Below are 26,214 nucleotides of genomic sequence, written 5' to 3'. Positions count from 1 at the left end.
TCAATCGTTACTCTGCTGCAATTATTGCTGTAAGTTGATCTTTAAATTCTTGTGCTGCAGGGCCTAATCTATCAACATCGTTACACATTAAATATAAGTTAAGAGGACGCGTAATGCCTTGCTCAAGGTTTAGTACCTTGAGTGTATCATCATTAATAAGATGAGTGACTTGATCAAACGGAAGCCACGCGTAACCTAGATTTTGGCTCACCATATCAATTGAATTACGTAAGTGGCTAACGGTCCAGCGCATATCTGCGCCCAACCAACCTTCGTCTTGGTTAGTGTGTGTTGCAGAATCGCGCACTACAATTTGTCGATGTTGTTTTAAATCTCGAAAGCTTAATTGTTCTTCATGTTGGTTAAGTGGGTGATTTTTATGTGCTACGGCAATAAATTCAACATCTGTTAATTTGCTACAACTAATGCCATAAATAGGAACTGATGAAATAGCTAAATCAACCACCGCATTGTTAAGTAATTCATTGGCGCCAGTTAGCACGCTTTCAATCAAATCGATTTTTAGTAATGGATAAAGCTCACTTGTTTTAGCAAGTGCTTGATACAAAATAGGGTGAGGGAATACTTCATCAACTGCTATTTTTAATGTACTTTCCACTCCTTCACTTAGTGTATTTGCAACAGATTCTATTTTATTCGCTTCTTCAATTAAAAACTCTGCACGTCGTAATATAAGTTTTCCACTTTCCGTTAAAAACGCTTTACGGCCTTTCACCTCAAGTAGTTTTATTTGCAAAGCGGCTTCGAGTTTTTGCACTGCATGATGAACCGTTGACTGGCTTTTAAATACCGCGGCACTGGCGCCAGCAAAACCACCATGTTCTACCACGGCTTTAAACATCCGCCATTGATCTAATGTGGGTTTTGCCATTTGAAATCCTGTTAGAAATTTATTTGCTTCTTGGACTTGACCGTATAGACGCATTTTTAATTGCATAACAGAAATAGATTAATTTATGTTTAACCCAGCCCTAACAAAACTTACTAATCTCGGTAAGTTTACTTTGAAAGAATCACTTTTTTCTCAGCAATAAGATCCATAAAATCGCTTTTATTTAAAGGCTTGGAAAATAAGTAACCTTGCCCATAATCACAACCAGCCTCAGTTAGTAGCTGGTATTGTAATGGTGTTTCAATGCCTTCTGCTATTACTTTTAAACCAAGCTGGTGAGCCATTACAATTATTGCTTCACACAACGATAGTTCTTGGCTATCAGCTTGAATATTATCAACAAAGCGTTTATCAATCTTTAAGTAGTCAGTATCCATTTCCTGCAAGTAGGCAAGCGATGAGTAGCCTGTACCAAAATCGTCAAGCGCCAGTTGCATCCCTGATTTCACAATGTTTTTGAGGCGCTTTTGCGTCAGTTCCTCAGGGTTAACCATTAAGCCTTCTGTTATTTCAGCAACAATAGAAGAGGGGGAAATTTTAGCGGCATCAAGCATGGCATACCAATCATCAATACCACTATTAGCAGTAGATAATTGTACAGGGGAGACGTTTACACTTATTTGAAAATCGTCATCAGTAAATTTTTTTATATCAGTGAGTGTTTCTATTGCCTGGGAAAATACAAATTGGCCAATGGCATTAATTTGCCTTGTTTCTTCAGCAAGAGGAATAAACGCAATAGGGCTTATTAACCCTTTTTGTGGATGTTGCCAGCGTATTAAGCCTTCAGCCTTGTGTATATGTAAACCGTTTAGCGACACTATAGGCTGATAAAATAATTCGAACTGGTTATATTCTATTGCACAGCGTAAGTCTTTGAGTAATAACATACGAGCTTGTGCTTGCTCTCTCATATCACGAGAGAAAAATTCAAAGCCATTACGGCCATTATTTTTAGCCTTATACATTGCCTGATCGGCTGCTTTTAATAGCTGCTCGGTGTTTTCACCATCTTCGGGCGCACAGGCTATACCCATGCTGGCACTTATAAATACTTCTTCATTTTCAACATGTAGCGCAGACGATAAGCTTTGTAAAATATTGCTAGCAATTTGGTTTATATGCCGAGTACTTTTAATACGATTAAAAACAATAACAAATTCATCACCACCAATGCGGGCAACAAATTCTGCATTTTTAGCTGAATTAACAATGCGCTGCGACACCACTTTTAATAGGTTGTCTCCATAGTGGTGGCCTAAAGTATCGTTAATATCTTTAAAATGATCAATATCTAAAAGCATCACTACAAAGCTTTCATTATTAGCATTAGAAAACTGTTTATTTAGCCGTATTTTAAGCTCTAATCGATTTGGTAAATCGGTCAAATGATCGAAGTGAGCTTGTCGCCAAATGGTTTTATTTGCTTGTATTTTTTCAGTTAAATCAGTAAAGATAGCTATTCGGCGTGCAGGTTTGTTATTTTCATCGTAAACAGTATCTATATTTAGCCACTCAGTAAATAGTACCCCATTTTTTTTACGGTTTATAATTTCGCCTTGCCAGCGACCAGTGGCATTTATTGATGCCCAAATTTTTTCATAAAACTCTTTTGAGTGTTCACCTGAAGAAAGTATGCGGGTAGAGTGGCCAATCACTTCGTCTTTAGAATATTGTGTTGTTTCACAAAAGGCAGGGTTTACATCAAAAATAATACCGTTGGCATCTGTAATTGCCATGCTTTCGCTACTGTTACCATAAACAAGAGACGCTAAGTGAAGCGAGTCTTCATTTACTTTGCGTTGGCTGATATCACGAAGTACAAGTATTAGCTCATCACTTTTTTCAAGATGATTTATGTTCGCCTCAAAATAGTGATCCGCCACACCTGTACTGATTTTAAAATCAAAGGTGATGACGTCTTCGCGGTTGGATGCTTCACTCAAAATTTGTTCAGTGATATCTTTTGGTAATATGTCTAATAAGTTTTCAGGCAGTTTACTGCTTGCGGCAAATAGCGGGATAATGGTGCCGCTAACGTTAAGTATAGTACCCGTATTGTTGAATCTAAGGTACATATCGGGGAGAGCATTTAGTAACCCTGTCAACTCGTCGTGTTTGTTTTTTAAATCGGCTTCTGTTTGCAAACGTGTTTCAGCCATGGCTTCAAAGCGCGTATACAAAGCTGATAATTCAGGACTATTAGGTTTTATTTTATGAGCGGGCATATTGCCTTGTGCTAATAGGTCGGTTGCTTGGGAGAGTTTTTCAATAGGGTAAAAAATACTTTTTTTAATTAAATGGTGGCCAATAAAAGCAATAATTAAAATAGCGCTAAAAAATAAAATAATAGTTTCTAAAAAGTGTTTATTTGCTCGATCAATATATTTATCAGTGGGCGATGTGATGTAAATTTCTAAATTATTGTTATTAATGTCATTATAAATAGTTGCTCGGTGAAAGATTTGATTGACGTTGTTATCGTCTTTAAACATAGCTAATGAGCTATCGCCATGTAAAAAGTGTTTGTTGTTAATTTTTTCCCCTAAAGGTAGCAATGAGTTTGGGTAACTCGCCAGTACAAGGCCATTAGAATCAGCAATAACAGCGTTCGAACCAATTGGGAATTCGGCTTTGTCTAAAGCTGCACTCCACCAGTCAAGTGCAATCACTGTAACAACAACGCCCTTTAATTGCTTTTGCTTATCAATAATAGGGTGAGCAAAGTTAACACTGGGTGCTTGAATGCTTCTGTCGTATTGAAAATACCCAATTGAAAAGCTTTTATTTGCTATGGCATTTTTAAAGTATTGCCTATCACTAATAGACACATTTTTTACTATGCCATTGGTTACACAAATTAAGTTTCCTTTGTCATCAACTACACCAATATTGGCAACGTTTGTGTAGAGCTCTTGTATTTGGTAAAAATAGCTAGGGCACGTGTCCGGAAGGTTGGGTTCTGCAGCAATTGTGTTTGCTAAAAACCGAGTGAGTTGCTCAGTCTCTCCAATCATTGCTGTTTGTTGGTGGGTTAAATGCTTAGCAATATTAACGACTTTTTCTTCGCTTTTTTCAATCGCAGCCTCACGTTCTGCCCATAGGGCTAAAAATGTCACAAGAATGCCCGGGATACTAATAATGATTAGTAACCTATAAAATTGACTTTTGAGCGATGAGGTTAAAATACTCTGTCCCTTTTTTGAGTAAATTTAATGGTGATTGTAGTCAATAAAATATAAAAAAACCATATTTTATAAGTTGTTATGAAAAAATATTTTACTATCAAATCATTCTAAAAAAACGAATGGTTAGCGCGATATAAAGACATGGTTGTTTGGTTTTATCAGTGCTTAAATAAGTATAGATAATATTTCAGATAGTGATTTAAAAAATGAATATAGCAAAAATATTAACATCTTATGCAACTCAAGATGGTGACGGTGTCAATATAAGCCGTATCCCTGGATTCGATGGTAAATACCTTGACCCGTTTTTAATGATCGATGAGCTCAAGTCAGATAACGAGGCTGATTATATGGGCGGTTTTCCTGCGCATCCGCACCGAGGTATGGAAACGTTTACTTATATTATTAAAGGAGGATTTGAGCACAAAGATCAAATGGGTAATAAAAAAGCGATCAGAGCAGGCGATGTGCAATGGATGAGTACAGGCAATGGAGTGATCCACAGCGAAATGCCTCTGCCTGATGCCAAAGACGGACTCCATGGTTTTCAAATTTGGATCAATATGCCAAGCAAAGAAAAAATGCGCGATCCCATTTATCAAGATACAACGCAAAGCCCAGCTCCAACCTTTAAAAATGAAAGCGGTGTTACATTAACTGCCCTTGCTGGTTCATGGCAATTTGAGGCAGTTGAATTAACATCAAGTATTCAAAAGCTCTCTGCAAATGCCGCTTTAGCCGATGTAACTTTACCTGCTGGTAAGCAGCTAAAGCTTGCTCCTTTAAAACAACAAAATGTGATGCTTTACATACATTCGGGATCCCTTATCGCGCCAGATAATCAAACATTCAAGGCGGGTAAGTTACTAATTTTAGAGCAAGGTAGCGATATTGATATAGCAACGCAACATGGTGCAGGTGTATTAATTTTAGCGGGTAATCCGCTCAAGCAACCCATTGCACACATGGGGCCATTTGTTATGACAACACAAGCCGAAATACAGCAAGCCGTTCATGATTACCAAAATGGTCAATTTGGCACACTTATTTAATTTTTGAGGAGCAAATAATGGGATTACTTGTTAATGGTCAATGGCAAGATAAATGGTATGACACAGATTCAAGCGACGGAAAGTTTGAGCGTGAGGCCGCGCAATTACGAAATTGGATCACGTCAGACGGTAGCGCAGGTGAAACTGGCGAAGGTGGTTTTAAAGCTGAGGCTGGGCGTTATCATTTATATGTTTCGTTAGCGTGCCCTTGGGCACACCGCACACTTATTTTCCGTACGTTAAAAAAGCTTGATGAACTTATTTCTGTATCGATTGTAAGCCCTGACATGTTGGCTAATGGCTGGGAGTTTGATCAAAATAACCACAGCACGGGTGATGCCTTATTTGCTAGTGATTACTTACACCAAGTTTATACTAAAAATAATTCTAATTACTCAGGACGAGTAACTGTTCCTGTCTTGTGGGACAAAAAACAAAACAAGATAGTTAGTAATGAATCTGCCGATATAATACGCATGTTTAATAGTACGTTTAATGAAATAACAGGTAATAAAGACGATTACTACCCTGAATCACTTCGTAGTGAAATCGATGAACTTAATGCGTTAGTTTATCCAAATATTAATAACGGTGTTTACCGAGCTGGATTTGCAACAACAACGCACGCGTACGAACAAGCATTCGACGATGTGTTTACAGCTCTAGACAAAGTTGAAAAAATACTGAGTAAAAAACGCTACCTTGCGGGTGACAAAATTACGGAAGCAGATTGGCGCTTATTTACAACGTTAATTAGGTTCGATTGTGTGTATGTAGGGCATTTTAAATGCAATTTGCGCACAATTGAGAGTTACCCTTCGTTGAGTGGATACTTAAGGGATTTGTACCAAGTTGAGGGAGTTGCAAATACGGTTGATTTCTATCATATCAAGCGGCATTACTATTTTAGCCACACTATGATTAATCCCACCCAGATTGTACCAAAAGGGCCAGAAATAAATTATTTGCAAGCACATGGCAGGGCATAGTTAACCAGCTAACCAATTAACCTAATTAGCCAGCCGTATTTTCTTATAAGGCTGGTTTCACTTCTACCGGATTGAACGGCAACGCCAGCTATAAATGCGCTGCTTAAGCCTACTTTACTGGCTGCAAAACGCTTTAATCGATATATAAACGCGGCTTGGTGTTGTCGCTTAAGCTCGCTTTGTAAATCCATTTGTTTAGTCAGTGCTTTTACGTTTGCATCAGGGTTTTTAATCAACATATCAACTAACATATTAATGTCCTTGTAAGTTTAATAATTGTTTAATGCTTTTAAGGGTTTTGCTAAAACCTATTTTGTTGCTTAAATACGCAACGCTTTTCCATAGCCAAAACAAACATGCGACCTGTAATAGTGTAACGGTTGCAATACTTACCCACACAGAACCAAATAGGTCGTATATCGCATAACCTGCCGCACCTAATACGCCCGCCCACAACAAAACCAAACCACTGGCAAAACAGCCTAAAAATATAGAGATCAATGCAAGCGATCTTAACGATAAGCGCCATTCAGCCTTTGCAAGCTGGTGGGTGATCTTTCCTTGAGTGTGATAATCATCCTTGAGCTGCTTTGAATACGTTAAGAGTTTTGCAATATGATCTTGCCAATCATCCTTTTGGTACTGTTGATCAGTCGTTTGGTTTTGCGCTGTACCATCCTTGGTTGTGCTCGAGTGAAAATTTTCCATCAGGTTTTACTTACGACGGAATAATGACGTAATTAACATACCCGCTGCAAATGCAATTCCTGCTGTAGCTAGAGGATTCTCAGATGCGAAGGCACGTGTTTTAGCTGTGCACTCACTCAGCTTTTCGCGAGCAATTAATTGCTTTTCGCTCAGTGCCTCAGCAGAACTAGATGCACCTTTTCTCACGCTACTTTCAGCTGTTGCTGCTTTTGTAGACAGTGCGTCAACCGCATCGTGAGCAGCTGATGTTGCTTTTTCTGTCAGTGGGGCATCAGTCGTTTGTGCTTTAGTGTCAGACTTAATATCTGTAGTCGTATTTTGTTTAGTCGTCGTAGCAGTAGCCATAATCAATCCTTAATGAGTAAAAGTATTTAAGTAGTTCATTAACTGAAGCAACAATTAAACCAGACTGTGATATTTATATAACTAGTTGATTTTATACGTTATAATGTTTTTTTGTTGAGTCGTTTTTAACATATAATAAAAACGAAGCAGTAACTCTTACCACCGATCCAAGTAAATATTACAAAGTGAGTAAAACCCGCTAAAAAATTGTAATTATTCACTGTTTATTCAGTAATCAAACCATGTAAACAAAAAGTTATTAAAATGGATGAAAATATTTTTTTGTTTGTATCTCCACTTTTTCCCACGTAATTCAACCGCTTCGCCTGAACCCTTATTTTTTCTAGCTTAGAGACTCGTTAAAGGAGGTCAGCTTACTTGACAAAAAGGCTTGTCAAGCCCTAAACTGGAGCACTGTGGTAAAAAGTGGTTTTTAGTGGATCAAACTGGATCAGCATAGATTAATAGCTGATTAAAATAATTTAAAGCAGGCTAATTATGTTCCGTGGCGCGAGTTCACTGAGTTTGGATGATAAAGGACGTTTTGCGGTGCCGACCAAGTACCGAGAATCGCTGCTATCTGAAGATCAGGGAACAGTGATTTGTACCGTCGCGTTAAATGAGCCCTGCTTGTGGTTGTATCCATTGGCTGAATGGCAAGAAATAGAAAGTCGCTTAGCTAAAATTTCCAATATGAATCCACGTGCCCGTCGAATGCAACGCATGTTGTTAGGCAATGCGACAGAGTATCAACTTGATAAAAATGGTCGGATTTTGTTAGCGCCGTCGTTACGTGCGCATGCAGACCTTGGTAAAAAAATAATGCTAGTTGGGTTAATGAATAAATTTGAAATCTGGGATGAAGCGCGTTGGAACGAGCAAATGCGCCAAGATACTGAGCTTGAGAGGCTAGGTGATTTTGAGCCTAATTCAGATTTAGATAACTTTACACTTTAACGGCACAAAAAAAGGCAAACAATAGCTAATGACAGCGCAATTTGAACACGTATCTGTTTTGATGGACGAAACCATTGATGCCCTAGCAATTAAGCCAGACGGCATTTATATGGATGGCACATTTGGACGAGGCGGTCATTCAGGTCAAATACTTGCTCGTTTAGGCGATGCAGGACGCTTACAGGCAATAGACCAAGATCCACAGGCTATAAAGTCGGCTGAAAAATTTGCCGATGACTCCCGCTTTGCTATAGCACACACTCGATTTTCAAAACTCTACGATGTAGCTGAGCAAAACGATCTCATTGGTAAAGTGGATGGCATTTTATTAGATATTGGTGTGTCATCTCCACAACTTGATGATGCTGAGCGCGGTTTTAGTTTTATGAAAGATGGCCCGCTTGATATGCGCATGGATCCAACAAGCGGCCGAAGTGCTGCTCAGTGGTTGGCAGAAGCTGAGTTAGATGATATCACCCACGTCATTAAAAAGTTGGGTGAAGAAAAGTTCGGTAAGCGTATTGCACATAAAATTTTAGAAACTCGAGAGCACACACCCATTACAACAACTAAGCAGCTTGCTGATTTAGTTGATGAAGCCGTACCAGTGAAAGATAAGTTTAAACACCCCGCAACGCGCACTTTTCAGGCTATTCGTATTTATATAAACAGCGAACTTGAAGAAATACAAACGGCGCTGCAATCGGCCGTAAAAGTATTAAAGCCGGGCGGTCGCTTAGTGGTCATTTCGTTTCATTCACTTGAAGATCGCATAGTAAAACAATTTATTAGAAAACAGAGTAAGGGAGAAGCATTACCCAGAGGTCTGCCTTTAACCGATGCACAAATAAATCAAAACCTGACGTTAAAAGCAGTGGGTAAAGCTATTAAACCAAGCACTGAAGAAGTAGCGCGCAATCCGCGTTCACGAAGCTCTGTACTTAGGATTGCTCAGAGGTTGGGATGAATACAAAAGCAAATCATCGTCAACCTCCCAATTTATTTTTCGAAATAATTAAAGGCCTTGGTGCTAATAAGCTCACCTTGGCCTTGTTGGTTACGATATTTGTTTCTGGCTTTAGCGTAGTGCAAGTTACGCATTTAGCGCGCGGGCAGTTAATTGAACAAGATAAATTACTGCAAGAACGAGATGAGCTTGATTTAGAGTGGCGGTACTTACTAGTTGAGGAGGAGTTTTACTCTCAGCATGCGCGTATTGAAGAAGTGGCAACCTCGCAATTAAAAATGAAAAGACCGACGAGTCAGGATGAACAGGTAATTATAGTAAAATGAGAAATCGAGGCAAAAAACCAGTTAACAACTTAATCACATGGCGCTTTATGCTGGTGTGTTCGGTTGTGTTTTTGGTGTTTGTGACGCTTGTGTCTCGTGCCGCCTATTTACAAGTAATTGAACCTGATAAAGCACGTTCGGAAAGTGACAAACGTACAGTACGCGTCGAAAAACTTCATGTGCAACGTGGAATGATCTTTGACCGCAATGGCAAAGAGCTCGCGGTTAGTGTACCCGTTGTGAGTGTGTATGCTGACCCTAAAGCTTTACATAAATCACTGGTATCTAAAGTTGTTAGGCAAGCGCGAAAAAATGGTGAAGACAAACAAGCGTTGTTAGATAATGCAGTAGAGCTAAACAAACGCACCACACAGTATTACAAAAACGATTTACGTTGGCGCGAATTAGCTGATGTATTACGTATTGATCAGGCAAAAATTAACTCCCGACTTTTAAATGATCCGAGTCGTCGTTTTGTTTATTTAAAACGCCAAGTAACCCCTGCAGTAGCCGATTATATTGGTGGCTTGCGTCTTCCTGGTATTCATTTATTGGATGAGTCTAAGCGTTACTATCCGGCTGGCGAAGTGACCGCGCATATTATTGGCTTTACCAACATCGATGGTAAAGGCATTGAAGGCATTGAAAAGCTCTACGAAAACGCTTTAACCGGTGAAGAAGGTCGTCGAACTATAAGAAAAGACGCCCAAGGCCGTGAAGTACAAGTGCTAGATGAGCGAGAGCGTGTAGAGCCCGAAAGTATTCAACTAAGTATTGATCAACGTATTCAGGCAATTGCTTATAAAGCTGTAAAGTCAGCGGTTTTATCTTATAAGGCTACATCGGGTTCAGCCATGGTGGTTGATGTTAAAACCGGTGAAGTATTAGCAATGGTTAATAGCCCGTCTTTTAATCCAAATAATCTAACCGATGCGGCTCCCCATAAACGCAGAAATCGCGCTATCACTGATTTGTTCGAACCGGGTTCAACCGTTAAGCCACTGGCCATTTTAGCTGGGCTAGACTACGGCGCAATTCAAGCCGATGAACAAATTGACACCTACCCAGGTTGGATGCGTTTAGGGGGAAGTTTAGTCCAAGATACGCGTAACCATGGTGAAATGTCACTACGAGAAATACTAAAATATTCGTCAAATATGGGGGTGACTAAGGTTACTCAGTTGGTTCCAAAAGACTACCTCGTGGGTTTATTCCAAAAGGTCGGATTCGGATCTGACTCTGGCACGGGTATGGTAGGTGAAAGCAGTGGTTTATTTTACCCTAATCGTCGTTGGTCTGATCACGAAATTGCTGCATTGTCATTTGGTTACAATATTGCTGTTAGTACTGCGCAAATGGCTCGCTTCTATGCCATGTTAGGCGCGGGAGGTGTCAACAGACCGCTCACTGTACTAAAGCAAGATTCTATCCCTGAAGGGGATCGCGTTTTTCAACAGCAAGATGTTGAAGCGGTAGTAAACATGATGGAAAGCGTATTTGAAAGTGGTGGCACAGCACATAACGTTAAAGTTGATGGTTACCGTGCAGCGGGTAAAACGGGTACTTCTAAAAAAGCCGCAGTAGGTGGTTACGGTGATGAATATGTTGGTTATTTTGCAGGTGTTGCACCAGCAAGTAATCCACGTTTAGCTGTGGTAGTAATGATCAATGAACCTGGCGGTGATGTGTACTATGGAGGTGCCACTGCAGGCCCTGCATTTGCAGAAATCGTTTCTAACGCATTAAGAATATTAAACGTCGCACCCGACAAGGAAGAAGTTGCGTACGTAAAAGGTAAAAAGAACGATGCGTGATTTAAAAAGCATTTTAAAATACATAGAAATAGATGCACCATCGCAGCTTGTAAATCATTTGCGATTAGATAGCCGAGACGTCAACCCAGGCGATGTATTTGTAGCAATAAAGGGCCATGCGCTAGATGGCGGGCAGTTTATAGCTAAAGCAATTGAAAAGGGTGCTGTCGCAGTTATTGCCGACAGACTGTGCGAGTTTGATGTTGCATTTGAGCCACTTTATTTAGTGTCTGAGCTTGATAAAAAGTTGGCTGAACTGGCTAGTCGTTTTTACGATAAACCGAGCCATAGCCTTGATTTAATTGGTGTAACTGGTACAAACGGTAAATCGACTACCACGGCTATGATTGCTCATTTAGCGCAGTATTGTAATACGCAGTCAGCAATTATTGGTACGCTTGGTTTTGGCCATCCAGATAATTTAACGCCGCTTATAAACACCACGCCTTCAGCAGTCGATTTACAACATATATTGAGCGACTTACATCAAGCAGATAAAAAGCTGGTGGCAATGGAGGTGTCGTCGCACGGACTTGTACAGCACCGTGTTGCACAGTGCCAGTTTAAAGCTGCTGTATTTACTAACCTTTCTCGCGATCACTTAGATTACCACGGTGATATGGCGAGTTATGGTGATGCAAAACTCATGCTATTTCGTGATTTTGACCCACAGCTTGTTGTACTAAACCAAGATGACAACCAAGCAGAGCAGTGGCTTGAAAAATACGATTTTAATAATTTAATTTGCTACGGACGAAAAAATTTAGCGCCTAAAAATGCACAGTATGTGTACTTTTCAGATGTTGATTATTCGGCTGAAGGTATTTCGGCGCAATTATCTACAAGCTGGGGTGATATTAAGGTAAAATCGCCGCTGTTTGGTGAATTTAATCTTTATAACTTAACAGCTGCTTTAGCCACGTTATTGGGTTTAGGTTATCCCCTAGAGCAACTTATTGCAGGTTGCCAACAACTTCAGCCAGTAGCAGGACGAATGCAAGCATTTAGTGTTGCGGGTAAACCAACTTGCGTAGTTGATTATGCGCATACGCCAGAAGCATTAGCTTTAGCATTACAAGCATTGCAAAAACATGTGCCAGGTGGCGTGAGCTGTGTATTTGGCTGTGGTGGTGACAGGGACAAGGGGAAGCGCGTATTAATGGCCCAAGCTGCTGAAAAAAATGCTAACAAAGTGATTATTACCAGCGATAACCCACGCTCAGAAGATCCAAATGTGATTATTGCAGAGGTAGCTTCAGGTTTAGCTGCACCTCAAAGCGCACATTTAGAAGCAGATAGAGCGTCAGCAATTAGTTATGCAATTAATAATGCAGCTTCTAATGAAGTGGTGTTAATTGCGGGAAAAGGCCACGAAGATTATCAAATTATAGGCGATGAACGTATCGACTTTTGCGATCGCCAGTTTGTACAAGAACAATTAATAAAAACAGATAGAGGGACTCAAGCATGATCCCGATGGATTTTGATTGGTTAGCCAATGTGTTAACAACCGATTATCAGGGTGATAATCAGCAAGTGCTCAACATAAATACAGATACTCGCACAGTATGCGAAGGTGAAGTGTTTTTAGCACTTAAAGGGCCAAATTTTGATGGTCATAAATTTATAGCTGAGGCAAAACAAAAAGGCGCGATAGGCGTTATTGTCGATCATAAAGTCGATGTTGATATTGCCCAGTTTATAGTGAATGACACGCGTATAGCATTAGGCGCTATTGGTACAGCGGTTATGGCGCAAGTAGCACCTAAAACAATCGCTATTACGGGCAGTGTGGGTAAAACCACAGTAAAAGAAATGTGCGCGGCTATTTTATCTGTGCATGGCGATGTGCTGGCAACCAAAGGTAATTTTAATAACGATATTGGCGTACCGCTAACGTTGTTGCGTTTAGAGCCACAACACCGTTTTGCAGTAATAGAGCTGGGTGCAAATCATTTAGGTGAAATTGCATACACAACGGCAATGGCCAAACCTGATGTAGCGGTAGTGTGTAATGTAGCACCAGCCCATTTAGAAGGTTTTGGTAGCTTGATGGGCGTGGCCAAAGCAAAAGGCGAAATTTTTGATGGTCTTAAAGAAAATGGCGTAGCCATAATTAATTGCGATAGTGAGTTTAGTCAATATTGGCTAGATAAACTTGAAGGGCGCAACATAAAGCGCTTTTCAACCTCTGAAAAACTCGATATTTGGGCTGAAGATATAAGCTTAGACGCTAATGCACGTGCAAGCTTTACGTTATGTACAAAACAAAAAAAAGTACCTGTTACTCTCGCATTACCGGGTAAACATAATATTAGCAATGCACTTATTGCAGCTGCACTAACAAGCGAGCTTGATGTCACTTTAGATGATATTGCTCATGCGTTAGCGACGATGGGCGATGTAAAAGGGCGCGTAAACTTAATAGAAGTGTCTGACATGCTCACCGTGGTTGATGATACCTACAATGCCAATGTTAAATCAGTAAAGGCTGCGATTGACTTACTGAGTGATATGCAAGGGCATCGTATTTTAGCGCTGGGGGATATGGGGGAGCTTGGTGAAGACGCACGTAAATACCATCAAGAAGTTGGCGAATATGCGCTTGAAAAAGGCATTGATGAGCTATTTACTCTAGGTGTGTTGAGTAAGTGTGCAAGCGATGTATTTGCACTTGCGAATCGTCACTTCTCAAACCGTGACCAGATGCAGCAACAAATTCAAGCCACAATTAATCAAGTAAATAAAAAAACGACCATCGTCGTGAAAGGATCACGCAGTTCTCGCATGGAATTATTAGTAACCGATTTAGTTAATGGCCAGCAACAAGCCATCAATGGAGTATCATAATGTTAGTTTGGCTGGCTGAGTATTTAACACAGTATTTTAGTGGTTTTAATGTTTTTTCGTATTTAACACTGCGCGCTATTTTGGGGATTTTAACTGCGCTCATTATGTCTCTGTATTTAGGGCCAAAGCTAATTCGTGGTTTGCAAAAAATGCAAATTGGGCAAACAGTACGCGATGATGGCCCACAATCACACTTATCAAAATCGGGTACGCCAACTATGGGTGGCCTGCTTATTTTAGCGGCAATTTTTACAAGTACCTTATTGTGGGCCGATCTCTCCAATAAGTATGTGTGGGCAACGTTATTTGTAATTGGCTCACTGGGAATTGTCGGCTTTATCGATGATTACCGAAAAGTTATCCGTAAAGATCCAAAAGGGCTTATAGCGAAATGGAAGTACTTTTGGCAGTCAGTAATTGCACTTGTGGTTGCAACTGCATTGTACTTTACAAGTACGCAAGCTGCAGAAACGTCTTTAGTTGTGCCGTTTTTTAAAGATGTTTTACCGCAGTTAGGCTTGTTTTACATTGTTATTACCTATTTTGCATTGGTTGGAACATCAAATGCTGTAAACCTGACTGATGGTCTAGATGGCCTCGCTATTGTACCGACTATTTTAGTTGCGGCGGCACTTGCCATAATTGCTTACTTAACCGGTAATATTAATTTTTCTGCTTACTTACATATTCCTCATTTGCCATTAGCCAGTGAGCTTGTGGTTGTGTGTACTGCCATTGTTGGTGCAGGGCTTGGGTTTTTATGGTTTAACACCTACCCGGCGCAAGTATTTATGGGTGATGTAGGCTCATTAGCATTAGGTGGAGCGCTGGGGATTATTGCAGTGCTGGTTCGTCAAGAACTTCTACTGATTATCATGGGCGGTGTCTTTGTAATGGAGGCATTGTCGGTGATTTTACAAGTGGGCTCGTATAAGTTACGAGGGCAACGAATTTTTAGAATGGCGCCTATTCACCATCATTACGAATTAAAAGGTTGGCCAGAGCCGCGCGTTATTGTGCGTTTTTGGATTATATCTATTGTGTTGGTTCTCGCAGGTCTTGCGACATTAAAGATAAGATAAATGCAATATTTAAACGAGATAAAGAATAAACAAATAACAGTGCTCGGACTCGGTGTAACCGGTCTGGGCATTGTGCGTTTTTTACTATCTCACGGTTTAACGCCAAAGGTTGTCGACAGCCGAGCAAATCCCCCAGGGATTGAATGGCTGAGCAGTCATGCGCCTAGTTTAAATACACACTTTGGCAGCTTAGATGCTGCTGGGCTTAATAGCAGTGATATGATTATTGTAAGCCCTGGGTTAAGCCTTAAAACGCCTGCCATTGCGAGTGCTATTAATTCGGGTGTTGAAGTCATAGGTGATGTTGAGCTATTTGCGCGCATTAATACTAAACCTGTAGTGGCAGTGACTGGCTCAAATGGTAAATCAACCGTAGTGACTTTAGCCTATGACGTGTTAAAAGCGGCTGGCTTTAATGTGGCACTTGGCGGCAATATTGGTACCGCAGTGCTTGATTTACTCAATGACGACTTTGATGTTTATGTGCTTGAGCTTTCGAGCTTTCAATTAGATACCACAACAAGCTTAAAATCGGTGAGTGCAACGGTGTTAAATGTATCTGAAGATCATTTAGATCGTTACGATAGCTACCAAGCATATATAGATTCAAAGCTATCTATTTACAACGGTACACAATGTCTTGTTGTTAATGAAGATGACAAACAAACGCACCCGTCCAGTAGCAGTGCTACGGCTAAAATTGCTTTTGGTACTCAACAGGGTGAATATTATTTAGGGCAGCATAATAGCAGTACGTATTTTTTCGCTAGCAATGAAGCGTTTTTACCTGTTGATACACTTGCTGTTGTAGGTAAGCACAATTATTTAAATACGCTTGCGGTTATGGCGTTACTAAGCCCCTTTAATATTAGTAAAGAGGCTTATAAAAAGGCACTAAATGAGTTTAGCGGATTGGCTCATCGCTGCCAATTTGTTACTCAGCAACATGGCGTTAAATACTTTAACGATTCAAAGGCAACAAACGTAGGCGCTACCATAGCAGCCATAGACAGTTTGGCCACAGAAACTCAAAACTTAATTGTGATAGCGGGAGGCGATGCAAAAGGCGCTGATTTAAACCCGCTTAAACCTTACTTACAAAAGCATGTAAAAGCGCTGATCTGTTTTGGTAAAGATGCCAAAAAGCTAGTGGCTCTGAGCAGCAAAAGCCATTTAACAAATAACATGAGTGAGGCGGTTAATTTAGCTAAGCAGCTTAGTTCGCCGGGTAATGTAGTTTTATTAGCGCCAGCATGTGCAAGCATTGATATGTATAACAACTATATGCAACGTGGTGATGACTTTGTTAAGTGTGTTTTGGCGGATAACATATGATTGCGCTTGCACAAATAAAAGACACATTAACACCAAAACCTTCGCCGCAGCTTTATGATGTGCCTTTGCTTTATTCAATGCTAATGCTAATTGGTGTTGGCTTTATTATGGTGATGAGTGCGTCTATGCCCACGGCAGAGCGCCTTTTTGATAACTCACATCATATTGCTATTCGTCACGGGATGTTTTTGGCCGTTGCGTTTGTTCTTTTTTGGATCACGGTTTGTGTGCCAATGGATTGGTGGAAACGCTCAAATGCATATTTATTGATACTGGGCATGGTATTGCTCATTGCTGTATTAATTATTGGCCGCGAGGTTAATGGTGCCAAGCGTTGGATCCCAATTGGACCTATTGGTTTTCAGGTGGCTGAAGCCGCTAAATTGTACTTTTTTAGTTACATAGCGGGTTACTTGGTCCGAAAGCGTGAAGAAGTACAAGAGAACATTAAAGGTTTTGCAAAGCCTATTGCAGTGTTTGCTGTGTATGCATTGCTTATTTTGTTGCAGCCTGATTTAGGCACCGTAGTTGTTATGTTTGTAACAACAGTTGGCTTATTGTTTTTAGCGGGCGCAAAACTATGGCAGTTTTTTGTCCTTATTTTAACCGGGATTGGCTTGGTTGTTTTGTTGATTATTGTTGAGCCTTATCGTATGGCGCGTGTTGTTGGCTTTTTAGACCCTTGGGACGACCCATTCGGAAAAGGGTACCAGCTCGTTCAATCGTTAATGGCGTACAGCCAAGGTGGATGGTTTGGCCAAGGGTTAGGTAATAGCGTGCAAAAGTTGCAATACCTTCCTGAAGCACACAATGATTTTATTTTTGCGGTTATTGGCGAAGAGCTTGGTTTAGTTGGCGTGGTAAGCATTTTAATGGTGCTCGCCACTTTAGTATTTAGAGCACTATTAATTGGCCAGCAAGCCTTAAAGTGCGGTAAAGAATACGAAGGCTACTTTGCCTTTGCAATAGGTATTTGGTTTGCGTTTCAAACCATGGTGAATGTAGGGGCAAGTGCGGGAATTTTACCGACTAAAGGTCTTACATTACCGTTTATTTCTTATGGTGGTTCTAGTTTGATGATTATGACCATAGCAACTGGAATATTATTACGCGTTGATTTTGAGACTAAAATGGCAACTAAGCAAGCGACCTCAGGCGGAGGTAAACGATGAGTAAAAAGTGTGTTGTAGTCGCTGGTGGAACTGGCGGGCATATATTTCCAGGTATTGCAGTTGCTGATTACTTAAAAGCACAGGGGTGGCAAGTTACTTGGATTGGCACACCCGATAGAATGGAAGCAAGCGTTGTTCCTAAGCACAATATAGAAATTGATTTTATTAATGTAAAAGGCGTGCGTGGCAACGGATTAAAACGCCTTGTTAAAGCGCCATTCATGGTCATTAATGCAATATTGCAAGCGCGTAAGGTATTGAAAAATCAACGTCCAGATGTTGTTCTTGCAATGGGAGGATACGTAACTGGACCAACAGGTATTGCTGCAAAAAGTTTAGGTATTCCGTTAGTTATTCATGAACAGAATGCGGTTGCTGGCATGAGTAACCGATGGCTTTCACGATTTGCTAATCGCGTTTTAGCGGCTTTTCCAAGCGCTTTTGATGCAGGACAAGCCGAACTTGTCGGCAATCCAGTTCGTCAAAGTGTAATAGACATAGCAACGCGTGACGTTTCAACACCGGTTAATATGTTGGTTGTGGGAGGGTCGTTAGGGGCTCAGGTACTAAACCAAACACTTCCAAGTGCATTTAAAGCGCTTAACAAAACCAGTGCAATAAATGTATGGCACCAGACAGGTAAAGGGCATTTAAACAGCGTTGAGCAAGCCTACAAAACGCACATGTTTGAAAGCGATAATGTAAAAGCTGCGGAATTTATTGATGACATGGATGCAGCGTATGCTTGGGCTGATATTGTTATCTGCCGAGCTGGTGCGCTAACGGTAAGTGAAATTGCAGCAGCGGGCAAAATGGCTGTATTTGTGCCATTTCCTCATGCAGTTGACGACCATCAAACGGCTAACGCCCAATATTTGGTTGAGGCAGATGGAGCGTTACTCATGCAGCAAAGTGTATTTAATGAGCAATCGATTGTTGCGCTATTAACCCCTTACTTAGTAAACCCTAGTTTAATTAATAAAATGGCTAATAACGCAAAAAAACAAGCCATTTTAGATGCCACAGCAAGCGTAGCCGCGCACTGTGAGCAAGTATCAAATAAGAGAGCGTAAGTGAAAGAAGCATCAGTACAAAACAAAAGTATACGACCTGCAATGCGTCGAATAGAAACCATCCACTTTATTGGTATTGGTGGAGCGGGTATGGGCGGTATTGCCGAAGTGCTCGCTTTTGAAGGTTACCGTATTACAGGGTCTGATATTGCGCATAGTGCGATGACAGATCGCTTGATTAAAGCGGGTGCAGAAGTATTCATTGGTCATCACGAAAACAACGTAAAAGATGCCAATGTGGTGGTAGTTTCAAGTGCTATTGACGAAACTAACCCTGAAATAATTGCCGCAAAAGCTGCAAGAATTCCTGTTGTTCGTCGTGCTGAAATGCTAGCTGAATTAATGCGTTTCCGCCATGGTATAGCCATTGCAGGTACACATGGTAAAACCACAACAACAAGTTTAATTGCCAGCATTTATGCACAAGCTGGGCTCGATCCAACCTTCATTATTGGTGGTTTATTAAATAGTGCAGGCAGTAACGCTAAAGTGGGTAAAAGCGATTTTTTAATTGCAGAAGCTGATGAGAGTGATGCGTCGTTTTTACACTTACAACCTATGGTATCGGTGATCACTAATATTGAAGAAGATCACATGGATACATACGGTGGCAGCCTTGAAAAAATGAAAGACACTTATGTCGATTTTATACATAACCTGCCATTTTATGGTCTGGCTGTTGTATGTATCGACTCTGAGGTAGCCGCCGAACTAATTCCTCGTTTTGGGCGTCCTATTATTACATATGGCGAGTCGTCAACGGCTGATTATCGTATGAGTGATTTTAGCCAGTCAGCTAATACGTGTACGTTTACGGTAACCAATAAACAAGGTGAGTGTTTAACGGCAACCCTAAATATGCCAGGTAAACATAACGCATTGAATGCAACAGCAGCGATTGCAGTAGCAAAAGATCAAAATATTGCTAACCAAGCAATTTTAGAAGCATTACAAAAGTTTGAAGGTATTGGCCGTCGTTTTCAACACTACGGCGAATTTGAAAACGAACGCGGCAATATAATGTTAGTGGATGATTACGGTCATCACCCTTCAGAGGTTGCAGCAACTATTGCGGCAGTACGCGAGGGGTGGCCCGATAAACGCTTAGTAATGATTTATCAGCCGCATCGTTATAGTCGTACTCGTGATTTATATGAAGACTTTGTAAAAGTACTTGCCGATGTAGATCAGCTTTTATTGTTAGACGTTTATGGCGCAGGCGAAGAGCCTATAGTGGGCGCTGATAGTAAAAGTTTATGCCGAAGCCTTCGTCAACGTGGCAAAGAACCATTGCACGTAGCATCAAGTAAAGAGCTTGCGGGTGTATTAGCAGATAACCTGCAAAATAATGACTTAGTATTGACCCAAGGTGCGGGTAATATAGGCCAGTTAGTAAAAACGTTAGCAGCAACAGGCATGTCGATAGAAAAATTAAAACAAGGTGAAGTATGACCCAAGTAAATGCACAATTTGGTAAAGTAGCGGTAATGCTTGGTGGTAACTCAGCAGAGCGTGAAGTGTCATTAAAGTCGGGTCAGGCTGTTTTTAATGCATTACAAAATTGCGGTGTAGATGCGATTGCATTCGATCCTCAAAATCGGTCATTGTGGGAACTCAAAGAGTTAAATGTAGATCGTGTTTTTATTGCACTACACGGCCGAGGTGGTGAGGACGGAACTGTTCAAGGTGCATTAGAGTTTATGAACTTACCTTACACCGGCAGTAACGTACTGGGTTCAGCGCTGGCAATGGATAAAATTCGTTGTAAGCACTTGTTTAAATCGGCAGGCTTAAGCACCGCGCCTTATGCCGTTGTAGATGCTAAAAAAGGTTTTGATGCACACGCTATCATGGCTGAATTTAAAAAAGTGATGGTTAAGCCTTCTCATGAAGGGTCGAGCATTGGTATGGCACAGGCAACTACTGCGCAAGAACTTGAAGATGCATTAATTAATGCATTTAAGTTTGATAGCCAAGTGTTGGTTGAGCAGTGGATAACGGGTCGTGAATTTACAGTGACTGTTTTAGGTGATGAAGTACAGCCCGTAATTGAAATGACAACGCCAAATGGCTTTTACGATTATCAGGCAAAGTATCAATCAAATACTACGCAGTATCATTGCCCAGCCAATTTATCGGCGCACGATACGCAGCAATTACAGGCTATGTCGTTAGAAGCGTTTGACTTAGTTGGCGCAAGCGGTTGGGGCCGCGTAGATGCAATGCAAGATGAGCAAGGCAACTTTTATTTATTAGAGGTTAATACTGTACCCGGAATGACAGAAAAATCATTAGTGCCTATGGCAGCTAAAGCAAATGGGGCAAGTTTTGAGCAATTAGTTGTTCGCATTTTGGAGCAAACGCTTTAATATGCATCCCCTTTTAGAAAAAGCTCATAAAATCAAACAGAACCTAAATTGGTCGCTGATTTTTGGCGTGAGCTTTTTTTTATTTGTTATTATAGGCTTAGTGCAAATTACAACGGGTGTATCTGATTGGTTAGTAAAAAATAAAGATGCACAAATAAAGCACTTAACGGTGCAAGGGCATCCTAAATACACAGATGAAACCGCAATAATAACAGCAATAAAAAAAGCGGATTTAAGTAGTTTTTTTGAGCTTGATGTAAAACATGTACAACAGCTAGTGCAAAATCTACCTTGGGTGGCCACTGTATCGGTGCGAAAACAATGGCCTGATACGATTCAGGTTTACGTTGTTGAACACGAGGCGGTTGCGCATTGGAATAGTGACTTGTTAATTAATAACAACGGTGAGGCTTTTCAAGCTCGCAGCGATAAGTTAAGTAAAGATTTACCTCAGTTATTTGGCCCAGAAGGGAGCGAACAAGAAGCATGGATTGCTTTTAAGCAGTTTGACGAAATGCTTAAAGTAAACGCGTTAACGCTTAAAAGTTTAGCTTTATCAGAGCGTTTTTCTTGGCAGCTTTGGCTTGATAGCGGGGTGCGCTTAAATTTAGGGCGTAGGGATAAAGCCAAGCGTGTGCAACGTTTTATAGACGTTTACCCACGTATGGAATATCCAGAAAAAGCACAGATAGATGCAGTCGATTTACGGTATGATACCGGCCTTGCAGTGAGCTTTAAGCCAGTGCAAGAAGAACAATTACAAAATAAGAGTAAGGCATGACTAAGTCAGCAGAAAGAAACCTCGTGATTGGATTAGACGTTGGTACCTCGAAAGTGGTAGCCACGGTAGGTGAAATCACCGCAGATAACAAGCTCAGCATTGTTGGTGTGGGCAGCCAGGTATCCCATGGTATGGATAAAGGTGGCGTTAACGATTTAAACTTAGTGTCTGAGTCTATTCGCCGCGCTATAGATGAAGCCGAATTAATGGCAGATTGTCGAATTAGTTCGGTGTACTTGGGGATTTCTGGTAAACATATTCAATGCCAGAACGAAAGCGGTGTTGTTGCTATTAATAATACTGAAGTAACAGACGAAGATATTGAAAATGTGATTCACATTGCGCGTTCTGTGCCTATTTCAGCTGAACGTAAAATGCTGCATGCACTACCGCAAGAGTACAGCATAGACATGCAAGAAGGGATTAAAAACCCACTAGGCATGAGCGGTGTGCGTATGGAGGCACGTGCTCACATTATTACTTGCTCTAACGACATGGCTAAAAACATAGAGAAATGTGTTGAGCGTTGCGGCCTTGAAGTCGACCAATTGATATTTACAGCATTGGCTTCTTGTTATTCAGTTCTCACAGATGATGAAAAAGAGCTTGGAGTCGCTGTACTCGATATTGGTGGTGGTACAATGGACATCACTATTTATATCAACGGTGCGCTGCGTCATTCAGCAGTAATCCCTGTGGCGGGTAATCAGGTAACGGGTGATATTGCAAAAATATTTCGTACACCTATATCGCATGCAGAGTCACTCAAAGTACAATACGCATGTGCAAGCAGCCAATTGGCAAGCAGTGAAGACACTATTGAAGTACCAAGTGTAGGCGGGCGCCCTGCAAGATTAATGTCACGTCATACATTATCAGAGGTGGTAGAGCCTCGTTTCAGAGAATTATTTGAACTTGCGATGGAAGAAATTCGTCGTTCAGGTTTAGAAGACCAAATTGCGGCAGGTCTCGTTATAACAGGCGGAACTGCTAAAATGACTGGTGCAATGGAAGTGGCGGAAGACATTTTTCAAATGCCAGTAAGAATAGGTAAACCAATCGGGATGGTTGGTTTAACAGACTACGTAGATGATCCTTCGTACGCAACCGCTGTTGGTTTGTTACAATACGGGCGCACCATGCAATCGATGAATGCACAAAAGTCGAAAGCAGAGGATAACAATAATTGGTGGAACCGCATTACTAAATGGTTTCAAGGCGAGTTTTAAGACTCAAGTCGGAGAGTGAACATGTTTGATATAATGGAACAACACAGCGAAGAAGCTGTAATAAAAGTAATTGGCGTGGGCGGCGGCGGCGGTAACGCTGTTGAGCACATGGTAAAACAGCAAATCGAAGGCGTGCGCTTTATTGCCGCTAATACAGATGCGCAAGCATTACGAAATTCGGCTGCTGATGTAACAGTTCAATTAGGCACACAAATAACCTCTGGGTTAGGTGCGGGTGCAAACCCTGAAGTAGGCCGCGAATCGGCTGAAGAAGATGCAGAGACTATTCGTGCAAGCCTTGAAGGTGCCGACATGGTATTTATCGCAGCGGGCATGGGCGGCGGTACAGGTACAGGGGCTGCGCCTGTGGTTGCTAAAATTGCTAAAGAGCTGGGTATTTTAACTGTTGCGGTAGTGACGCGTCCTTTCGACTTTGAAGGTAAGAAGCGTGCAGCGGCAGCTGAACAAGGTATCAGCGAGTTGTCAGAAATTGTAGATTCGCTTATTACAATTCCAAACAATAAATTACTTAAAGTTTTAGGCAAAGGCACTACACTTCTAGATGCATTTGCTAAAGCTAATGACGTATTATTTGGTGCAGTACAAGGTATTGCAGAACTCATTACGCGCTCTGGTTTAATTAACGTGGATTTCGCTGACGTACGAACTGTTATGTCTGCTATGGGTACTGCTATGATGGGTACTGCATCTGCGTCAGGTCCTGATCGTGCACAAGAAGCCGCAGAAGCTGCTATTTCAAGCCCATTATTGGAGGACGTTGATTTAACAGGTGCCAAAGGTATCTTAGTCAATATCACCGCGGGTATGGATATTGCGATTGAAGAATTCGAAATTGTCGGTAACCACGTTAAAGCACTTGCCTCTGAAAACGCAACGGTTGTTGTGGGTGCGGTAATTGATCCTGAAATGAGCGACGAGTTACGTGTAACTGTAGTTGCAACGGGTTTAGGCGGCGATCGTCGTCCACAGTTTGGTATTGTTGATAACGGTTTTAAAAAGGCTTCGGGTTCTGATGTTGCAAACACGTCTAACCAAGCAAGCAGCATGTATGTGCCTAGCTTTGCAAGCCAAGACAGCACCGATGAAAGTGCAGCTAAAGCACAAACTGAAAGCGCAGAAAAAGCGAGTTCAGCAAGTTCTAGCAATACAGCAAGCTCGTCGTCGCAAACGAGTAAAAAAGCGGATAAATCAGAGGGTGGTGATTACTTTGACATCCCTGCATTTTTACGCAAACAAGCAGACTAATAAAAAACGTTATTTTGCTGGTAAATTGAGCGAATATTGTAAGGCGCGCGTATATATGTTACTATCCGCCGTCTAACTGTAATAAATTTAAGTGAGCGAACCTATGATTAAACAGCGTACGATTGCAGAAGTAGTCAAAGCCATAGGAATTGGACTTCATAAAGGTGAGAAGGTCACAATAACTCTCCGACCTGCGAGCGCAAATACTGGGATTGTATTTCGTCGTGTCGACCTTGATCCGGTTGTTGAATTTGAAACAACACCTGAAGCCGTTGGCGATACGCAGTTGTGTACCTGTTTAATTAACAAAGATGGCGTTCGTTTATCAACTACTGAGCACCTAATTGCTGCGGTTGCAGCAATGGGGATTGATAACCTAATTGTAGAATTAGACAGCTCAGAAGTGCCAATTATGGATGGTAGTGCATTACCATTTATTTATTTATTACAAAAAGGCGGCATTGAAGAGCAAAATGCAGCTAAACGCTTTATTCGTATTAAAGAAAAAGTTCGTATTGAAGAAGGCGACAAATGGGCCGAAGTAGAACCGTACGACGGTTTTCACATCGACTTTGAAATCGCTTTTGATCACCCGGCTATTAACGAAAGTCGTCAGCGTGTTGGTTTAGACATCACGGCTCAAAGCTTTACTGAAGAAATTAGCCGTGCTCGTACCTTTGGTTTTATGAAAGATATTGAATACATGCATGCTAATAACCTTGCTTTAGGTGGCAGCATGGACAGCGCAGTAGTACTTGACGAGTTTAAAGTACTAAACCCAAATGGTTTACGCTACAGCGATGAGTTCGTTAAGCACAAAATACTAGACTGTGTTGGTGACATGTTTATGACAGGCCATAACATTTTAGGTAAGGTGACTGCGTTTAAGTCGGGTCACGATTTAAACAATAAGTTGCTTCGTAAAGTAATGGCAACCGAGTCAGCGTGGGAGTGGGCAACATTTGAAACGCCTGTAACGATGCCTGCACCCGGTCTTGAGTTAGCAACAGCCTAACCAAGCACTTTAAAGTACACACTTAAAACAGTTACAAAAAATGACGCTTATTAGCGTCATTTTTTTTGCTATGTATCTATTTTTTTAAAATAGTAAGTTTTAAAAATTAAATACCTAAAATGGCCTGTAACTGTTCTAATTTGGTTATTGTGTAAGTGGGGGTTATTCCTTCTGGTAATTGTTCACCAGGGTGTTGCAACCAACATGTATCTATACCTACATTATTACCGCCAAGTATGTCACTTGATGCGGTATCACCCACCATTAATATTTGACTCTTATTTGGGTTACCCATCAGTTCGAAGGTATGTTCAAAAATAGCTTTGTTAGGTTTTGCTATACCTACAAGCTCAGAAATAACTAACCATTCAAACATATCTTTTAAACCAGTATGCTCTAAACGTACTGTTTGTAGGCGAGCAAAGCCATTAGTAATGATGCCTAACCTAGCATGAGGTTTTAATTTATTAAGCAACTCTACAGCACCTGGTAATGGCTCACAAATTTGCGCCATTGCATCTAAAAATGCATCGTTTAACTCTTTAGCGGGTACATTTAATTTTGCTGACCATTCTTTAAAGCGGGTTACCTGTAAGTAATCAGCGCTAATAACGCCATTTTGATAATCAACCCACAGTTGTTTATTGGTTTTTTGATAGTGAATGTAATCGTCTTTAGTAAAGTTAACGCCGTATTTTTTAAACATACGGGTCATACCGGCTAATATATCAAACCTAAATAAAGTTTCGTCTGCATCAAACAACACGTAGCTGTATTTCATTC

General features: G+C 40.9%; 24 protein-coding genes. 18 read left to right on the top strand and 6 right to left on the bottom strand.

The genetic code is table 11. The annotated features are described in order from the left end of the window. Positions 1 to 7 precede the first annotated feature (7 nt). Together R0J88_RS06530 and R0J88_RS06525 are read right to left on the bottom strand one after the other, a co-directional pair. The gene (locus tag R0J88_RS06530) at positions 8 to 892 is read right to left on the bottom strand and encodes a LysR family transcriptional regulator (protein ID WP_410899458.1); all 885 of its coding nucleotides are present in this window, start codon (positions 890 to 892) and stop codon (positions 8 to 10) included. Positions 893 to 1,020: 128 nt separating this feature from the next. Continuing rightward, positions 1,021 to 4,032 carry an EAL domain-containing protein gene (locus tag R0J88_RS06525; RefSeq protein ID WP_410899457.1) on the bottom strand — a complete coding sequence of 1,004 codons (3,012 nt, stop codon included), beginning with the start codon at positions 4,030 to 4,032 and terminating at the stop codon, positions 1,021 to 1,023. Between the two features lie 275 nt (positions 4,033 to 4,307). On the opposite strand from R0J88_RS06525, the gene R0J88_RS06520 reads away from it, so the two are divergent. Together R0J88_RS06520 and R0J88_RS06515 are read left to right on the top strand one after the other, a co-directional pair. Then, positions 4,308 to 5,153 carry a pirin family protein gene (locus tag R0J88_RS06520; protein ID WP_203986152.1) on the top strand — a complete coding sequence of 282 codons (846 nt, stop codon included), beginning with the start codon at positions 4,308 to 4,310 and terminating at the stop codon, positions 5,151 to 5,153. A gap of 17 nt (positions 5,154 to 5,170) precedes the next feature. Next, positions 5,171 to 6,142, top strand: a complete 972-nt coding sequence (locus R0J88_RS06515; RefSeq protein WP_008126784.1) for a glutathione S-transferase family protein — start codon at positions 5,171 to 5,173, stop codon at positions 6,140 to 6,142. Between the two features lie 8 nt (positions 6,143 to 6,150). Here R0J88_RS06515 and R0J88_RS06510 read toward each other — a convergent pair whose 3' ends face one another. The 3 genes from R0J88_RS06510 to R0J88_RS06500 are packed head-to-tail and all read right to left on the bottom strand — an operon-like array spanning position 6,151 to position 7,195. Next, positions 6,151 to 6,393 carry a hypothetical protein gene (locus R0J88_RS06510; protein WP_410899456.1) on the bottom strand — a complete coding sequence of 81 codons (243 nt, stop codon included), beginning with the start codon at positions 6,391 to 6,393 and terminating at the stop codon, positions 6,151 to 6,153. Between the two features lies 1 nt (position 6,394). Further along, complete coding sequence (locus R0J88_RS06505; RefSeq protein ID WP_006792134.1) at positions 6,395 to 6,850, bottom strand: hypothetical protein; 456 nt, start codon at positions 6,848 to 6,850, stop codon at positions 6,395 to 6,397. A gap of 6 nt (positions 6,851 to 6,856) precedes the next feature. Further along, positions 6,857 to 7,195 carry a hypothetical protein gene (locus tag R0J88_RS06500; protein ID WP_010555679.1) on the bottom strand — a complete coding sequence of 113 codons (339 nt, stop codon included), beginning with the start codon at positions 7,193 to 7,195 and terminating at the stop codon, positions 6,857 to 6,859. A gap of 498 nt (positions 7,196 to 7,693) precedes the next feature. Here R0J88_RS06500 and mraZ point away from each other — a divergent pair, with 498 nt between their 5' ends. The 16 genes from mraZ (at position 7,694) to lpxC (ending at position 25,431) form a co-directional block, all read left to right on the top strand. Further along, positions 7,694 to 8,152 carry a division/cell wall cluster transcriptional repressor MraZ gene (gene mraZ, locus R0J88_RS06495; RefSeq protein WP_006792136.1) on the top strand — a complete coding sequence of 153 codons (459 nt, stop codon included), beginning with the start codon at positions 7,694 to 7,696 and terminating at the stop codon, positions 8,150 to 8,152. Between the two features lie 28 nt (positions 8,153 to 8,180). Next, on the top strand, positions 8,181 to 9,119 hold the full coding sequence (gene rsmH / locus R0J88_RS06490) for a 16S rRNA (cytosine(1402)-N(4))-methyltransferase RsmH (RefSeq protein WP_010555681.1): 939 nt from the start codon (positions 8,181 to 8,183) through the stop codon (positions 9,117 to 9,119). Continuing rightward, a complete protein-coding gene (gene ftsL, locus R0J88_RS06485; RefSeq protein ID WP_006792138.1) occupies positions 9,116 to 9,445 on the top strand; it encodes a cell division protein FtsL in 330 nt (109 codons plus the stop codon). The genes rsmH and ftsL overlap by 4 nt, the downstream gene beginning before the upstream one ends. Beyond that, on the top strand, positions 9,442 to 11,259 hold the full coding sequence (locus R0J88_RS06480) for a peptidoglycan glycosyltransferase FtsI (protein ID WP_008126791.1): 1,818 nt from the start codon (positions 9,442 to 9,444) through the stop codon (positions 11,257 to 11,259). The genes ftsL and R0J88_RS06480 overlap by 4 nt, the downstream gene beginning before the upstream one ends. Continuing rightward, complete coding sequence (gene murE, locus R0J88_RS06475) at positions 11,252 to 12,730, top strand: UDP-N-acetylmuramoyl-L-alanyl-D-glutamate--2,6-diaminopimelate ligase (RefSeq protein ID WP_410899455.1); 1,479 nt, start codon at positions 11,252 to 11,254, stop codon at positions 12,728 to 12,730. Before R0J88_RS06480 ends, murE begins: the two co-directional genes overlap by 8 nt. Next, positions 12,727 to 14,109, top strand: coding sequence for a UDP-N-acetylmuramoyl-tripeptide--D-alanyl-D-alanine ligase (locus tag R0J88_RS06470; protein ID WP_033019026.1), 1,383 nt, complete (start codon positions 12,727 to 12,729; stop codon positions 14,107 to 14,109). Before murE ends, R0J88_RS06470 begins: the two co-directional genes overlap by 4 nt. Continuing rightward, positions 14,109 to 15,191, top strand: coding sequence for a phospho-N-acetylmuramoyl-pentapeptide-transferase (gene mraY / locus R0J88_RS06465; protein ID WP_006792142.1), 1,083 nt, complete (start codon positions 14,109 to 14,111; stop codon positions 15,189 to 15,191). Before R0J88_RS06470 ends, mraY begins: the two co-directional genes overlap by 1 nt. Beyond that, positions 15,192 to 16,526 (top strand): UDP-N-acetylmuramoyl-L-alanine--D-glutamate ligase, encoded by a 1,335-nt coding sequence (murD, locus tag R0J88_RS06460; RefSeq protein WP_410899454.1) that lies wholly within the window; start codon positions 15,192 to 15,194, stop codon positions 16,524 to 16,526. Continuing rightward, a complete protein-coding gene (gene ftsW, locus R0J88_RS06455) occupies positions 16,523 to 17,698 on the top strand; it encodes a cell division protein FtsW (protein WP_006792144.1) in 1,176 nt (391 codons plus the stop codon). Before murD ends, ftsW begins: the two co-directional genes overlap by 4 nt. Continuing rightward, positions 17,695 to 18,771 carry an undecaprenyldiphospho-muramoylpentapeptide beta-N-acetylglucosaminyltransferase gene (murG, locus tag R0J88_RS06450; protein ID WP_410899453.1) on the top strand — a complete coding sequence of 359 codons (1,077 nt, stop codon included), beginning with the start codon at positions 17,695 to 17,697 and terminating at the stop codon, positions 18,769 to 18,771. Before ftsW ends, murG begins: the two co-directional genes overlap by 4 nt. Continuing rightward, positions 18,772 to 20,223: a UDP-N-acetylmuramate--L-alanine ligase gene (murC, locus tag R0J88_RS06445; RefSeq protein WP_138740413.1), complete on the top strand. Its 1,452-nt coding sequence runs from the start codon at positions 18,772 to 18,774 to the stop codon at positions 20,221 to 20,223. It abuts the gene before it with no gap. After that, a complete protein-coding gene (locus R0J88_RS06440; protein WP_010555686.1) occupies positions 20,220 to 21,140 on the top strand; it encodes a D-alanine--D-alanine ligase in 921 nt (306 codons plus the stop codon). Before murC ends, R0J88_RS06440 begins: the two co-directional genes overlap by 4 nt. A gap of 1 nt (position 21,141) precedes the next feature. Further along, positions 21,142 to 21,921, top strand: coding sequence for a cell division protein FtsQ/DivIB (locus R0J88_RS06435; protein ID WP_058428356.1), 780 nt, complete (start codon positions 21,142 to 21,144; stop codon positions 21,919 to 21,921). Next, a complete protein-coding gene (ftsA, locus tag R0J88_RS06430; protein ID WP_010555687.1) occupies positions 21,918 to 23,150 on the top strand; it encodes a cell division protein FtsA in 1,233 nt (410 codons plus the stop codon). Before R0J88_RS06435 ends, ftsA begins: the two co-directional genes overlap by 4 nt. 21 nt (positions 23,151 to 23,171) lie before the next feature. Continuing rightward, entirely contained in the window at positions 23,172 to 24,416 is a 1,245-nt protein-coding gene (ftsZ, locus tag R0J88_RS06425) for a cell division protein FtsZ (protein ID WP_010555688.1), read from the top strand. Positions 24,417 to 24,519: 103 nt separating this feature from the next. After that, positions 24,520 to 25,431, top strand: a complete 912-nt coding sequence (gene lpxC, locus R0J88_RS06420; protein WP_008126813.1) for a UDP-3-O-acyl-N-acetylglucosamine deacetylase — start codon at positions 24,520 to 24,522, stop codon at positions 25,429 to 25,431. Between the two features lie 106 nt (positions 25,432 to 25,537). On the opposite strand, the gene yjjG is transcribed toward lpxC, so the two are convergent. Beyond that, entirely contained in the window at positions 25,538 to 26,212 is a 675-nt protein-coding gene (gene yjjG, locus R0J88_RS06415) for a pyrimidine 5'-nucleotidase (RefSeq protein ID WP_410899452.1), read from the bottom strand. Between the last annotated feature and the right edge of the window lie 2 nt (positions 26,213 to 26,214).

Origin of the sequence: Pseudoalteromonas sp. SIMBA_162 (assembly GCF_046535955.1) — a bacterium.
In the GTDB taxonomy this organism is placed as follows: domain Bacteria; phylum Pseudomonadota; class Gammaproteobacteria; order Enterobacterales; family Alteromonadaceae; genus Pseudoalteromonas; species Pseudoalteromonas marina.
Note: the sequence above shows the minus strand (reverse complement) of the source record. Positions and strands in the feature narration are given on the sequence as shown.